Annotated in this window: 14 protein-coding genes; 13 read left to right on the plus strand and 1 reads right to left on the minus strand. The window is 55.4% G+C overall.

Annotation, left to right across the window (positions count from 1 at the left end; translation table 11 throughout):
* The first annotated feature begins 62 nt into the window (after nt 1–62).
* The 10 genes from N3G78_05520 (at nt 63) to N3G78_05565 (ending at nt 8,759) form a co-directional block, all read left to right on the plus strand.
* The gene (locus N3G78_05520) at nt 63–707 is read left to right on the plus strand and encodes a ThaI family type II restriction endonuclease (protein MCX8117377.1); all 645 of its coding nucleotides are present in this window, start codon (nt 63–65) and stop codon (nt 705–707) included.
* Nucleotides 697–1,632, plus strand: coding sequence for a site-specific DNA-methyltransferase (locus N3G78_05525; GenBank protein ID MCX8117378.1), 936 nt, complete (start codon nt 697–699; stop codon nt 1,630–1,632). Before N3G78_05520 ends, N3G78_05525 begins: the two co-directional genes overlap by 11 nt.
* Before the next feature lie 317 nt (nt 1,633–1,949).
* Nucleotides 1,950–3,176 carry a beta-ketoacyl-[acyl-carrier-protein] synthase family protein gene (locus N3G78_05530; protein ID MCX8117379.1) on the plus strand — a complete coding sequence of 409 codons (1,227 nt, stop codon included), beginning with the start codon at nt 1,950–1,952 and terminating at the stop codon, nt 3,174–3,176.
* Nucleotides 3,164–3,646, plus strand: a complete 483-nt coding sequence (locus N3G78_05535) for a small multi-drug export protein (GenBank protein MCX8117380.1) — start codon at nt 3,164–3,166, stop codon at nt 3,644–3,646. The genes N3G78_05530 and N3G78_05535 overlap by 13 nt, the downstream gene beginning before the upstream one ends.
* A gap of 51 nt (nt 3,647–3,697) precedes the next feature.
* Nucleotides 3,698–4,123, plus strand: a complete 426-nt coding sequence (gene fabZ / locus N3G78_05540) for a 3-hydroxyacyl-ACP dehydratase FabZ (GenBank protein MCX8117381.1) — start codon at nt 3,698–3,700, stop codon at nt 4,121–4,123.
* Nucleotides 4,120–4,791, plus strand: a complete 672-nt coding sequence (locus N3G78_05545; GenBank protein ID MCX8117382.1) for a class I SAM-dependent methyltransferase — start codon at nt 4,120–4,122, stop codon at nt 4,789–4,791. Before fabZ ends, N3G78_05545 begins: the two co-directional genes overlap by 4 nt.
* Nucleotides 4,767–5,648, plus strand: a complete 882-nt coding sequence (locus N3G78_05550; GenBank protein MCX8117383.1) for a class I SAM-dependent methyltransferase — start codon at nt 4,767–4,769, stop codon at nt 5,646–5,648. Before N3G78_05545 ends, N3G78_05550 begins: the two co-directional genes overlap by 25 nt.
* Before the next feature lie 6 nt (nt 5,649–5,654).
* The gene (locus N3G78_05555; GenBank protein ID MCX8117384.1) at nt 5,655–6,302 is read left to right on the plus strand and encodes an outer membrane lipoprotein carrier protein LolA; all 648 of its coding nucleotides are present in this window, start codon (nt 5,655–5,657) and stop codon (nt 6,300–6,302) included.
* Entirely contained in the window at nt 6,299–7,528 is a 1,230-nt protein-coding gene (locus N3G78_05560; GenBank protein ID MCX8117385.1) for a beta-ketoacyl-[acyl-carrier-protein] synthase family protein, read from the plus strand. Before N3G78_05555 ends, N3G78_05560 begins: the two co-directional genes overlap by 4 nt.
* Entirely contained in the window at nt 7,482–8,759 is a 1,278-nt protein-coding gene (locus N3G78_05565; GenBank protein MCX8117386.1) for a beta-ketoacyl-[acyl-carrier-protein] synthase family protein, read from the plus strand. The genes N3G78_05560 and N3G78_05565 overlap by 47 nt, the downstream gene beginning before the upstream one ends.
* A 12-nt stretch (nt 8,760–8,771) precedes the next feature.
* On the opposite strand, the gene N3G78_05570 is transcribed toward N3G78_05565, so the two are convergent.
* Nucleotides 8,772–10,757 carry a FecR domain-containing protein gene (locus N3G78_05570; GenBank protein ID MCX8117387.1) on the minus strand — a complete coding sequence of 662 codons (1,986 nt, stop codon included), beginning with the start codon at nt 10,755–10,757 and terminating at the stop codon, nt 8,772–8,774.
* A gap of 130 nt (nt 10,758–10,887) precedes the next feature.
* Here N3G78_05570 and N3G78_05575 point away from each other — a divergent pair, with 130 nt between their 5' ends.
* The 3 genes from N3G78_05575 to N3G78_05585 are packed head-to-tail and all read left to right on the plus strand — an operon-like array spanning nt 10,888 to nt 14,292.
* Nucleotides 10,888–12,378, plus strand: a complete 1,491-nt coding sequence (locus tag N3G78_05575) for an NAD(P)/FAD-dependent oxidoreductase (GenBank protein MCX8117388.1) — start codon at nt 10,888–10,890, stop codon at nt 12,376–12,378.
* Between the two features lies 1 nt (nt 12,379).
* Entirely contained in the window at nt 12,380–12,994 is a 615-nt protein-coding gene (locus N3G78_05580; protein MCX8117389.1) for a hypothetical protein, read from the plus strand.
* On the plus strand, nt 12,991–14,292 hold the full coding sequence (locus tag N3G78_05585; GenBank protein MCX8117390.1) for a B12-binding domain-containing radical SAM protein: 1,302 nt from the start codon (nt 12,991–12,993) through the stop codon (nt 14,290–14,292). The genes N3G78_05580 and N3G78_05585 overlap by 4 nt, the downstream gene beginning before the upstream one ends.
* Nucleotides 14,293–14,343 lie beyond the last annotated feature (51 nt).

Consider the following 14,343-nt stretch of genomic DNA (forward strand, 5'->3'; position numbering starts at 1 on the left):
GGTCTATGAGGTAAAGAGGGCTTGAAAGCCCTATCCCATTTGAAGGATGAAAAGAGGCAGAGGTGTCAAGTCGTTTAATCGAACTCTTTGAAGATAAAAACCTTGTTGAGAAGATCAAAAGGCGGTTGCCTTACCTGTTTCAATTGGCCGACTTGGAAAGTTCCAGAGCAAGCTTGATAGGAATGGAGGTCGGTTCAATTCGTGAAAAAATCATCGTCGCTCTTCTCATGTATAAGTTTGGCGAAATGAATGTTGAAACGGAAATCCCAATTACAGAACGGGAGGTGGATGCCAAATTATTCGGACAGCCGATATCTATCAAGACGATCACCGGAAAGGCATTTAGCGGTGTCAAATTGATCTGGACCGTTGATCCTGAAAAGGCAAGGGAATTTCGTGAACATTACTACCCCCATTTCGACATCCTTTTGGTGCAAATCAATTGGGGTCATACAGGTGGTTTTTTTTACATTCCCATTAGTATTCAGAAGGAACTTTTTGATAAAATAGGCAGAGAGAATTACATTAAACTTCCAAAACCTGGAACAAACCCAAGGGGAGTCGAAATCACCAAAGAGGCCTTATCGACCCTGGTTAAGGATGCTCGGACCATGAGCATTTCTATCCACTGGGAGAAAAGAAGGGTGCAGTTAAACCCATATCAAAGATGGGTTGATCTCTGGAAGGAAGAAGAAGATGGTGTTTAATCGCAGAAAAAATGGGACGAAAACAAGTCCTTTTGGTTCCCCCGGGAGAGTGGGACATGATTCTACCCCCTTTTACACAAGTAAATTATACGAAGGATTACCAAAAGAAGAGATCACCAAATATACCGAAAATTTCATTTCTCCCGAACTTCTCGATAAAATTTTTTCCAAGACAAGCGAACGGATGGAAGAACTACCCGATAGTAGCGTTCATCTTATGGTGACCTCTCCCCCTTATAATGTTGGGAAAGAATATGACGAGAATCTTACTTTAACCGAATATAGAGCATTTTTGAAAAGGGTATGGAACGAGGTTAAGAGAGTTTTGGTCCCCGGAGGTAGGGCATGTATCAATATTGCTAACTTGGGTAGAAAGCCTTATATCCCTCTACATGCTTTTGTTATTGAAGATATGATGGATTTAGGGTTTTTAATGAGAGGAGAAATCATTTGGAATAAGGCTTCGAGCGGGAGTCCCTCCACTGCTTGGGGGAGCTGGCTTTCAGCTAAAAATCCGACCCTGAGAGACATTCATGAATATATTTTGATCTTTTCAAAAGGTATGTTTTCTAGGGAAAATATTTTTAGAAGGCGGACCACCATCTCAAAAGAAGAATTTCTTGAATTCACAAAAAGTGTCTGGACATTTTATGCGGAACCAGCCACAAAGGTTGGACATCCCGCTCCTTTTCCTGTGGAGTTACCTTATCGACTGATCCAGCTCTATACCTTTGAAGGGGAGGTCGTTTTGGATCCCTTTATGGGGAGTGGACAGACCGCGGTGGCCGCGATCAAAACCAGGCGCCATTACATCGGATATGAGATCAACAAAGAGTACGTAAAACTGGCAGAGAGGCGGATTAAAGAATTTTTGTTAAATAACCAGCCGGATTTGTTTTCTTTGGCAAGAAAGGGCTCTGGTTGAAAAAAAAGAAATCTGGGATAGAATCCAAAGGCCGTTCGTGTCCTTTTAGACTTTTAAAAGTCTGTTTTCGTCTAGGATGATAACTGAATTGATGATAGAACTATGATTTATTCCCTTTACAGCCACGGGCGAAAGGCCTTACTTATCTTGAACTATGGCACCTCTGAAATCCGTTAAATTACCCCCAGGCGGAGGGATAGGTAAAATAACCGATAGTACCCCTACAGAAAAAAATTTTTCTTTTTTTTCCTAAAATATTATCCTATCAAGGGTCTTCCCTTTCAATCGAAATCCAGTGTCATGATCAAAAAGATTTTATGATTCAAAAAAGAGATTCCATCTGCATTACGGGGGTGGGGGTGGTCTCATCGATCGGGGTGGGGAAGGAGGCCTTCGTCTCTTCGTTGAAGGCTGGCCGATCGGGCATCGATGAGATTGAAACGTTCGATACCCGGTTCTCCCGGTCGAAAAAGGCAGGGATCGTCCGGAGCTTCGATCCAAAGGATTTCATCCCCGCAGGCAAGATCCGGCGTCTGGATCGGGCAAGCCAGTTTGCCATCGCTGCCTCGAAGATGGCCCTCACCGATGCAGGGTTTTCTGTCACGGATGAGAACCGGGATAGGGTGGGGGTCGTCCTGGGTTCGGGTTTCTGTGGGCTTTCGAGCTCCGAGGAGTTTCACAGGGGGCAGGTGTTAAAAGGTTTCTTGGATTTAAATCCCATGCTTTTTCCCAATACCGTCCCCAATGCGGCTTCGAGCCACGTCTCCATCGAACTGGGGATTCAAGGGGTGAATTCTACCCTTGTACAGTCTTTTTGCACGGCGGAGGCGGCCATCCTCTTCGCCTGCGACCAGATCCGAAAGGGCAGGGCCGATCTCATCCTGACGGGCGGGGTGGATGAGCTGAGCGAGTTTCTCTTCCGGGGGTTTTCGGACCTCCGCCTTCTCGCGAGGGATGAAGGCCATGGAGAGAGGTCCTGCCCTTACGATCGGACGAGGAACGGGATCGTACTGGGGGAGGGGTCAGGGGTCCTGGTGGTGGAGGCCGAGGCCCATGCCCAAGCAAGAGGTGCCAGGATCTACGGCTACATATTAGGGTATGGGCTGGTGGGCGATTCGGGGAGAGGAATTGGAGTCGAGGAGATCAGGCGGTCGGTCTTAAAGGCCATGAGAGGATGGGAGGGGATAAATGTCGATTACATCAGCGGCGCTGGAAATTCATCCAAGGTCCTGGACGCGATGGAGGCCAGGGGGATCAAGCTGGCCTTTCCCGATGGATATGGTCACATCCCGGTCACGTCGGTCAAATCGATGCTCGGAGAGGCCATCGCCTCGGGCGGGGTGAGGATGGTGGCCGAGGTGCTCTCCATGGAGCACGGCTTCATCCCGCCGACGATCCATTATCGATTCCCCGATCCGGATTGCGATCTCCGATATGTCACCCGGCCCGAGTTGGGTCGCCAGATCCGACGCCTTCTCCACCTGGGGATCTCCCCGGGTGATTGTTACGCGGCCATTCTCCTGGGACGATCATGGAACCCATAGCCGGCATTGGCCACCTCATCCTCCTCTTCACCCTGATCCATTTCACCCTGGGCCGGTCTTTCTCCGTCCTCTTTGCCATCCTCAATCAGATGCCTTTTTTCCTCTATTTTCCTCTCGCCCTCGCCTATGACTATGTCCAGATCCCTGTCTACGGCCTGCTCTTGGAACAATCGAGCAAGAGGCTCTTTCTCGTCCGGTGGCTTACCCGCAAAACCGAGAAGGTGATCGCCAGCCTTCAAGAGAGGCCCCTTATGAAGAGGGTGTTGTCCCTCGGCAATGTCGGCCTCATCCTCCTCTCCGCCCTCCCCATACGCGGTTTTGGAATCCTTTCGGGAAGCATCGTCAGTTTCTTCCTGAGGAAGGGAAGGCGGGAGGGGACCCTGCTTCTGATGACCGGTTCGGTGATCGGCATCTTCATCGTGATGGGGATCGCCAAAGGGGCGCTCAAGGTGTTATCTTTTATCCTGTGAGAGGGTTTATGACCGATCCCGGGATCTCCGGGTTTCTGTCTATTTCAGAGGATGGAGAAATCAACGCCCTTCATGAACCTGCCCCACGGCTTTCCTTTCAGGATGATCGATCGGGTCCTCGAGGTCGAGCCCGGGAGGCGAGCGGTTGCGGTTAAACAGGTGAGTATCGACGAACCCTACCTTCAGGGCCATTACCCGAAGGAGCCGCTCCTTCCCTCCCTGCTCATCCTGGAGGCCCTGGCTCAGACGGCGGGGATGGCCTTTCTTTCGTCCACCGAAGGGAAGGAAGGCGTGCCCTTTCTGGCCAAGGTGGAGACCTTTCGGGTCGATGGGAAGGTCCTTCCCGGAGATTCCCTGACGTTGGAGGCGGAGATCGAACATATCTTTTCGAACCTCGCCAAGGTAAGGGTGAGGGCGAGGGTTGAGGAAGAGGTGGTGGCCGAAGGGGTCGTGGTCCTGGCCAGAGGAACGGGATGAGGGAACGGATTTCGGAATCCGGGGTGATCGAGGATCGGGAGCTGGCCGAATACTACAGCCTCATGGCGAAGCGTCACATGAAGATCCCTTGCCGGAGGGTGCTCAGCCGGATCAAGGCAAAAGGCCTCCAGAGGGGGTTGGCCCTCGACGTCGGCACCGGACCCGGGATCTTCCCGATCTTTCTGGCAAGGGCGCTACCCGAGATTCGCTTTCAGGCGATCGACCTCTCTCCGGTGATGGTCGATATCGCCAGGGAGAATGCCAAAGAGGCCGGCCTGGCCGACCGGATCGACTTTCAGGTGGGCACTGCCTATGCGCTTCCCTGCGAAGACCGTTCCCTCGACCTCCTGCTCTGCATCAACACCCTTCACCACTTGGAGGAGCCGGTGGCCTTCTTCGACGAGGCGGCCCGCGCCTTGAAGCCCGAAGGGAGCTTCGTGATCGTCGATTTTCATCGGGACGCCTCTCCGATCTGGGTCGGGCTTTTCGACCTTCTCTGGAGGACCTTCTTTGGAAGGCATCCGAAGGCCAGAAATGGATTTATCGAATCGGTCCGTTCCTCCTATACCCTTGACGAATGCCGGACCTTTTTAAACCGATCGAAGTTGTCTGGCTGGAGGCTCTATACCCGAACCGTGGAGGTTTGGATCGAGTCCGGTCCTGCGTGAGCATGGGAGAGATCGGTCTCGAATTGGAGTGGGTTCCTTGTCCGGTCTGCGGAGAGGTTGCCTTCCACCCCCTGCATAAGGAGGATGGGTGGCAGATGGTGAGATGCGCCACCTGCCGGTTCATCTACCTCAATCCCAGGCCGACCGAAGAGGCCCTTTTTCGCTTTTATCAGACCTACCTTCCCGAGGGCCAACCCTCGGTGGAGGACTGGAAGAGGATGATGGGGCCGGTCTTTAAGAGGGCCGCGGATCTGATCGAACGTACCAAAAAGGGAGGAAGGCTGCTGGATGTCGGGGCAGGGTTCGGTTTCTTTCTCTCCGAGATGAAGGAGAGGGGATGGGACGCTTCAGGGGTGGAGCTCTCTCAAAGGGCGATCGATTATGCGAGAGGGGTCTTGGGCATCGATCTCCAGATGGGCCCTTTAGAGAAGATCGGTTTCAAAGAGGATCAGTTCGATGTGGTCAGCGGGTTCTACGTGATCGAACACCTCCCAAGGCCCATGGCCTTTCTCCGAGAGGCCCATCGCATCCTCAAACCGAAAGGGCTTCTCCTCCTGAGATATCCCCATACGACGCCGATCAAGGACCTCCTCCATCGCTTTCACATTCCGAACTGCCTCTACGACCTGCCGGCCCATCTCTCCGATTTTTCTCCCGAGATGATCGAGCGATGCCTGAAGGAGGCCGGTTTTCAGGGTTGCAAGCACACGATCGGAGGTTTTACCTTACCTAAGGCGTTGGGCAAGAGGATCGCCTCCGTGGTCTTTGGAAATGTTTCAGAGGGCCTTTTCTGTCTGAGCGGCCAACGGTACCTTCTTCCGGGGGTGAGCAAGACGGTCCTGGCCTATAAAGGATAGCGATCGATGGGAAGATTGGTCTTCTGCCTCCTCACCTTGTTACACTTCGGGCTTCTTCCTCCTCTTAAGGCGCAGACCCTGACCGTGGACGAGGTCATCCAGCGGATCAGGGAGGCTCGCGAAAAGACAAGGGACTTCACCGCCGACCTCCTCCAGGAGAAGAAGCTCTCCTTGCTGAAGGAGAAGGTCGTCTCCAGGGGAAGGATTCGGTTCAAGGCGCCGGACCGGATCTTTATCGAATTCTTCCACCCCGAGGCCATTCAGATGGCCTTCGACGGAAAGACCTTCCTCCTCTATTTGAAGGAGGAGAAGGTGGCGGAGCGCTACCGAATTCAGGGGAATCCTGTCGCGGAGAGGTTTCTCATCTTCTCGAAGGATCCTTTTCAGGAGCGATTGGCCTCCTGGAAGATCCTGGAAGATCGGGAGGGCAGCCTTCTCATCGAGGTCGTGCCCAAAGGGAAGGAATCCCTCTTCGTTAAGACGAGGCTCTGGATCTCTAAAAGAGACTGGGTCGTTACGGGAATGGAGCTGATCGAGAAGAACGGGGATACCACCCTCTTTCAATACTCGAACGTGAGGGTGAACACGGGCCTTTCGGATTCCGATTTCGAGATCCGCCTTCCGAAGGACGTGAAGGTCACGGAGGTCCGATGAAGAGGAGGGTGGTCGTCACGGGTCTGGGCGTGGTCAGCGCGGTGGGAAACGACGTCCCCCGGTTCTGGAAATCTCTCGTTGAGGGGAAAGATGGGACCAAGGAGATCACGGTCTTCGACGCCTCACCCTATCGGGTCAAATTGGCCGCCGAGGTCTCGGGTCTCGATCCCCTGGCCCATTTTTCGAAAAGGGAACTTCGGCGTCTCTCACGGTGTGATCAGTTCGGTCTCGTCGCCTTCCGGGAGGCCTGGAGGTCGGCCAGGCTCGATCAGGACCCTTTCGATCGAGAGCGGGCAGGGGTTCTCCTCGGCGCAGGATCAGGAGGGATCCTCTCCGTGGAGAGATATTTTCGAGAGTTTTATCGAGGAAACCGAAGGCCCTCTCCCTCTCTCCTCATCTCCTACTCCCTGGCCACGACGACCGATCTCGTGGCGATCGAAGGAGGCCTCAGAGGCCCCCGCTCCACGACTGCGACGGTCTGCTCCTCGAGCTCGGCATCGATCGGGGTGGCCTACGATTTGATCCAGATGGGCCTGGCCGATGTGATGGTCACGGGCGGAAGCGATTCGCTCTGTGAGGTCTCCTTCAGCGGCTTCAGCAGTCTGAAGCTGGTCGATCCGGAAAGTTGCAAACCCTTCGACAAGCGGAGGCAGGGCCTCATCCTCGGCGAGGGCGCAGGCATTCTCATCCTCGAGGCACTCGATCACGCCCTGAAGAGAAAAGCCCCTGTGCTTGCGGAACTCTTAGGCTACGGGATCTGTGCCGACGCCTACCATCTCACCGCACCCGAACCCCACGGAGAAGGGGTCGAGAGGGTCATCCGCCTCGCCCTCTCCCACGCAGGCGTATCGCCAGAAGAGGTCGATACGATCAACGCCCACGGCACCGCCACGGCCTTCAACGATATCGCTGAGACCAGGGGAATCAAGAAGGTCTTCGGGGAGAGGGCCAAAGAGATCCCGATCAGCGGGATAAAGTCGATGATCGGCCACTGCCTCGGCTCCGCAGGCGGGATCGAGGCCGTGGCCACCGTTCTGACGATCCAGGACGGGATCATCCCTCCGACCATCCATTACGAAGTTCCGGACCCCCTCTGCGATTTAAACTACACACCCAACCAATCGGTGAAGAGGGAGGTGCGAATCGCCCTTTCAAATTCCTTCGCCTTCGGAGGCAACAATGTCTGTCTGGTCTTCGGGAGATACACCCCTCAAGGCCGGAGATAAAAAGAGACATCGCGTCGTCGTCACCGGCCTGGGGATCGTCTCTTCCATCGGGATGGGAAGAGAGGAGTTCTGGAAAAACTGCCTCAGGGGGACCTCGGGGATCAAACCGGTCCAGAGGTTCGATGTCTCCTCCTACCGTTCCACCCTGGGTGGCGCGCTTCCGGAGATCGACTTTAGATCCCATATCAAACCGTCAAACCTGAGGAGGATGGATCGGATCGGAAAGATCATGGTGACGGCCGTGAAGCTCGCCCTGGAGGATTCGGGCCTCGACCTAAGAAAGGAGGATCCCCACAGGATGGGGATCTCGATCGGGACCGGCCTGGGAAGTTCGGACACCGTGGATCAGTTTTTCCGGGCCCTGCTCAAAGAGGGCCCGATGGGGGCACAGCCTCTGCTCTTTCAAACGGCCGTGCCCAATGCCATCACCAGCCATTGCGCCATCGAGTACGGGATCAAAGGGGTCAACCTCACCTTCTCCCATAAGGAGACCTCGGCCGAGATGGCGGTGGCCTATGCCTATTATCTTTTGAGAGAAGGGCAGGCGGATGTCATCCTTGCAGGAGGAGGGGACGAATTGAGCGAGCCGCTCTTCCACGTCTATTCCATGCTGGGTGCGCTCTCTCCGGGGCGAGGCAAGGGTCCGGAGGGGATGAGGCCCTTCGATCGGGATCGAAACGGCATCGTTTTAGGCGAGGGAAGCGGGATCCTCGTGTTGGAAACCCTCGAACATGCAGAGAGGAGGGGAGCCAGGGTTTATGCAGAGATAAGTGGCATCGGGATGGCAGGGAGCACGGGGGGGCTTCTCCGTTACGACCAGACGGGGGAGTCAGTCGCCCGGGCGATGTCCATGGCAGCGGCCGACCCATCCCTGGTCGATTTCATCTCGGCGGCGGCCAATTCGACCCGGGAACTGGATCGGGCAGAGGCCTCGGCCATCCGAAAGGTTTTCGGGGCAAGGGGCGAAGAGGTCAGGGTGAGCGCGATGAAGTCGATGATCGGTGAATTCGATGGATCGGGCGGCATCCGGGCGTGCGGCGTAGCCCTGAGCCTTTTTTACGGGGTGATTCCGCCGACGATCGGGACAAAATCCCTCGACCCGGAATGTGACCTGAGGGTCGTCCTTTATCATCCCGAAGAGGGGCTTTTACGGTCCGGTCTCCTCAACAGCTGCTCAAACGGAGGCTCGACCCTCTCGATCTGCTTTACACGCTACGTTCCCTCCGGTTGACCTTCTATTCAATTAAGGTCTTCGATCCCTCTCCCTTTCGAAGGAAGGCCTCTCAGAGGTCGGGCCTGGGCCGGTCGACCTTCCCGGTCCCTCACCTTCCCCCCGAAGAATGGGCTTTTCGGTTTTGCCTCCTCGTCTCTCGTCCGCTCCGACCTCTTGAGGTCGTTCAACATCCCGTCCCGATCGCCCCCTTCTCTCGATCTCCCGTTCTCTGATTTGGCGTCTCTCTTCAAAAGATTTCTGAACCTCCCTTTCCTGGATCGGACCTCTCCTCGGTTCTGGAACCGGGGTGCTCTCTTTCCCTCTTTCCCTTGCGGGCTCTATGGACTTTCGGTCCTCGGTCGGGCGTTCAACCTTGGGAGGAGAAGGCCTCTCCACAGGTTTCTCGAAAGCCTTCTCGGGCGGTTTCCCTAATGGATGTTCCGTGCTCCTTTCTGACCCCCTTTCTCTGAGCCTCTTTTCAGCGGGTGACTCGGGCTTCTCGGCAGGCCTTCGTTCGACCGGGCTTTCGAGTTCCCTCGGAGAGGGTTTCCTCCCTCTTCTCTCGAGGTCTCGCTCTTTCGGTCGATCTTCGATTCGATCCTCCTTTCTTTCAAATTTCTCAAAGGGCCTGATCTCTTTCGGCTTCACCTCCATCTCCCTGGGAGGGGTCTCCGGCCTTATCACGGAGGCCTCCGGTTGTCGAGTCAGGGGTCGCCTCATCTTGATCTCTGTTGGTCGGATCTCCTCGATCTTCTTGGGAGGTCTCCTTTCAGGATGGATCTCGCGGATGACGGGCATCAGCGTTGGCCTCTCGGGCCTGATATCGGGCCGTCCGATGTGGATCCTCTCTTTGAGAAAGGGGTTTTCACTGACCTTCACCTCCACCTTTCTTCCGTGGACAAAGGTATCGCGATGGACGATTGTGACCGCGTTGTGGACATGGACGTTCTTATAAACCACCTTCTGGAGATTGAGGGTGGCGATGTTGACCTGGAGGAGGTTGACGCTGTGGGGGCCGAAGTATCCGTAACCGTAATAGATCTCTCCAGGTGCGAGAGGGACCCAGCAGATATAGGCAGGGGTATAGACCCAGGCGACGAAACCAGGACCCCAATACACACCTCCCCTGACCGGAGGTACCCAGCACCATCCGAAGGGAGGGACGAAGACCCATCGTCCATAGTGGTAAGGGACCCATCCCCAGGGTTCATAAGAGATCCAGACGTAGTCCCCGCGTATCCAAACCCACCGACCGACCCGGTAAGGAGCCCACCCTGCCGAGGCCACCACCGTTGGGGTCCAAACATAACCATATCCCCTTACAAAGACCCACCTTCCGTGTTCATCGAAGTCATCCGAATAGGGGTGAAGCTCTTCGGGAAGGTATCGGGAGGATCCCCTGCGCTCGGCGTAGAGACGATTGCGACTGCGGTTCCACCTCTCCCACTCGTCCGGCGGTCCGATCGGACCTAACTCCGCTGGTGCGCCCTCTCTCAAGGTAAGGGTTCTGTCCTGATCCACCCGGATTCGACCTTCCCGGGTCTCCGCATAAATCGACCCGAAATAGACCGAGACATCGGCATGGCGATCGTCAAGAATATCGATCCGGAAGATGGCGCGGTCAAAGACCCGGATGGAAGAGAGAGGGGTTTCCATCTGGAGAAAGCTTCCCCGACCTCCCCTGAAATTGATATAGGCTCGGCCTTCTATGAGATTGAACTGATAATCGTCCTTTTCAAGGGTCAAGATGTCGAGGCCGGTCCTCTCGTCGAGGCGGATGGCGGTTCCGTCTCTCAACCGGGCTTCGAGTCGGCCTCCGGTCGGGACCCAGATTCGATCCCCCTCCTTCAAAGGCATGTTGATCGAGGCAGGGACCCAATCTCCGGTCTCCTCGGTCTGAATCTGCACGTCGCCCTCGAGGAGGCTGATATGCATCTGCCCCAGGGACGAGGCATAAGAGAAGACCGGAAGGGTGGCAAAGAGGATCATTGGGAACATCCATTTCAACCTATTCATCGCTTAGCCCTCCCGTTCGGTTCGATTTTCACCCTTCTCTATTTTAACCTGTTTGACGAAAGAAAGTCGTTTTATATTCAGAGGGAGGAGGATGGTTCAAGGGTAAAAGAAGTGTTATACTGCAACCACCATGTCCGAATTCGATGTCCTCATCATCGGGGGAGGGGTGGCGGGGCTTACCTGTGGTTGTCTCCTGGCCAAGAGGGGGCTTCGGGTCCTGATCGTCGAAAAGAACCGGAAGGTCGGAGGCTGCTGTTCCTCCTTTGAGAAAGATGGGTTCTCCTTCGACCTTTCCGTCCAATCCCTGGGAGAATGCCAGGAGGGAGGACGGATCTGGAATGTGTTGAAGGCACTGGACCTTCTGGACGGGATTCGATTCCTCCCCCTCGAGCCGGCGAGGATGTATCACTTTCCGACGATGCAGATCCCCCAGTCCTCCAGACTCGAAACCCACCTCGAACATTTATCGCGGCTCTTCTACGAAGAGAGAAGAGGAATCGAACAGGTCTATGAGGTCCTGAAAAAGGTCTATGAGGAGTTCTCACGACTGCCTCCCTCCGTGAACTGGTTCGATCCCTCCTCTTTTTCGGCTCGATTCCCCTTCCTTGCCGCCTATAAGGATAGAACTTTCGGTCAGCTCCTCCTGGAGTATATCGACAACCCCTTCCTGAGGACGATCCTATCCGTTCGGTGTTCGTATGCCTTGCTCCCCCCCGAAGAGATCTCTGTGGTCGCCATGGCCGGCATCGAGATGTCTTATTTCAGACATGGGGTCTCCTGTGTGGAGGGGAAGGTGGAGGAACTTCCCCTGAAGTTGGCCATGGCCTTTGAAAGAGAGAAGGGCAAGATTCTATCGGGGCAACTCGTCCAGAGAATCCTCTTTAAAGAGCGAAAGGCGGTCGGCGTCCGCCTTGAAAATGGAGAGATTCTGACGGGCAAGGCGATCGTCTCCAATATCGATGCCCATCGCACGTTCACCGAGTTGATCGGAGAGGATTTTCTTCCGAGGGCCTACCGTGCCAAATTGGGAGGCCTGCGGCCCTCGCTCTCCTATTTCATCCTCTACCTTGGGATTGAAGGAGATCTGAAGGAGATCCCGGTCTCCAATAACGAGATCTTCTCCGAGGATCCGCCCTCCAAAGAATACGAAGCGCTCTATGAAGGCCGCATTCCGGAAAGGTCGGCCTTCTATCTCCTTGCCCCTTCCCGGGTCAACCCGTCCCACGCTCCGCCCGGGAAGAGCACCCTCTGTTTAAGCCTGAAGGCCCCCTATCTATTGAACGGGGGATGGACCCCCGAGACCATCGATCGCCTCTCCGAGGGGCTCATCTCAAAGGCCAAACTCCTCCTCCCCGACTTAGAGAAGAGGATCTTGGTCAAGGCGGTTGCGACCCCCAAAACGATCGAGCAGTGGACAGGCAACCATATGGGAGCGGCTTACGGATGGGCCCAGATTCCGAGTCAGTCCGGGATCTATCGTCTCTCGAGATCGACGCCCATTTCGAATCTCTTCCTGACCGGCCACTGGACCTCTCCCGGCGGAGGGATAGCGGCGGTCGTCGCCTCCGGAGAGTTGACAGCCCAAACCCTTTGGAGCAGATTTGAGAGAGGGGAATTTTAGAATGGCCCGGATCCCTTGTCTCCTTTTATTGACGCTTTTCCTCCTCTCTTTATTCCTCTGGGGGTGTCCCAAGAAGGTCGAAATCCTCCCCCCCCAGAAACCCCGGTTTGAGGACCCGATCTCCAAGCTTTTGGAATCGTTTTCCCCGGTCGAATCCCTTCAGGCCAGGGCCTCTATCCGGATCGAGACCGTGAGAGAGGGAGAGGAGATGAATTTTCTTCTCAACGGTTTTCTTCTCTATCAAAAGCCGGATAAGCTGCGGCTCCTCGGGTTTCATCCCCTCGGCATGGGGCTCTTCGACGCCCTCTATCGGAACGGGGAGATCTTCCTCCTGATCCCTCCTCAGAAGAGGGCCTATATCGGTGAGGTCGCCCAGTTCGAGGAGGCGATGGCAAAAGCAGGAGAGGTCCGAATTTCGATGGAGAAGGGGGAGGGTGCTGAAATCCCCCATCGTATCCAGATTGAGCTGATTGAGAAGGAGAGCCGGATCGAGCTCCGGCTGAAGGGCATCTCGGTAAACCTCCCTCTTCCTCAGGAGAGTTTTCAGTGGGAGGTTCCGGCAGGGGTGGAAGTGAGGTCGTTCGAAAGGCTGTTGAGGGGGTTGAGAAAGCGATGAGGATCCTCCTGATCGTCCCCAGATGGCCCGAGAAGAGCTTCTGGGACGTCATCGCCTTCAAATTTCCCCTCCTCTCGACCTCTCTCTTGGCGGGGTTAACCCCTCCCCGCCATCAAGTCCACATTGTTGACGAAAGCCTCTCGCCAATCGATTTCGATCAGGAGGTCGACCTCGTCGCCATCACGGCGATCACGCCCCTGGCGCCCAGGGCCTATGAAATCGCGGACGAATTCCGTAGGAGGGGAAGAAAGGTCGTTATCGGAGGCATCCATGCCTCCTGGCTTCCCGAAGAGGCAAAGGCCCACTGCGACAGCGTGGCCATCGGCGAGGCGGACGAGACCTGGCCAGAGATTTTAGCGGACGCCGAGGCCGACGATCTGAAACCCTTCTACCGGCAAAAGGGGAGGACCGACCTGAGCCGACTCTCCCTTCCGAGGAGGGACCTGCTCCCCAAGAAGGGATATCTCTTTCACAATCTCATCCAGACGACGCGGGGATGTCCCTTCGATTGTGAGTTCTGTTCGGTGACCGCGCTTCACGGCCGGACCTACCGGACGAGACCGGTCTCCGAAGTCGAGAAGGAGATCCAGTCGCTTGAACGTTCCAAGGCGTATATCTTCTTCGTTGACGATAATCTCTTTGGGCACCTCGGCCATGCCAGGGAACTTCTGACCCTGCTCTCCCATTACCGATTGCGATGGGTGAGCCAGGGCCCCATCCATATCGCTGAAGACGAAGAGATCCTCGGCCTGATGGCCAAAGCGGGCTGCCACGGCCTATTCATCGGCTTCGAGAGCCTGCGGGAGGAGAACCTCGATCTGATGGGCAAGAGGATCAATCGGGTCGGGCGCTACGAACAGGCCATCCGGAAGCTCCATGACCAGGGGATCGGCGTCTATGCATCCTTCGTCTTCGGATACGATTTCGACGACGAATCGGTCTTCGACGAGTTTCTCCAATTTGCTGACCGTAACCGGATCGATGGCGCCTTCCTTCCGATCCTCACCCCTTTTCCCGGAACACGGATCTATCAGAGGCTCAAACAGGAGGGAAGGCTTCTCACGGAGGATTGGTCGAAATATGACATGGCCACGGTGGTCTTCCGGCCCAAACGCATGACCGTTGAACAACTCCAGGAAGGGTTTTGGAGGGTGAACCGGTCCTTTTATTCCCTTCCGTCGATGCTCAAGAGGATCTTCCATCCCTTCCAGTGGAGAAGGAGCCTCATCATCTTCGGCCCGATGAATTTAGGGCTCTGGCCCGCCGTGAAAAAGGCGGAAGGCTATTGCAGAAGGTGACCTCCTTTCATTGATAAGGCCCTCCCTTTTTCTGACAATATTCCTGTTCCT

The organism is Thermodesulfobacteriota bacterium, assembly GCA_026415035.1.
In the GTDB taxonomy this organism is placed as follows: Bacteria; Desulfobacterota; BSN033; order BSN033; family UBA1163; genus RBG-16-49-23.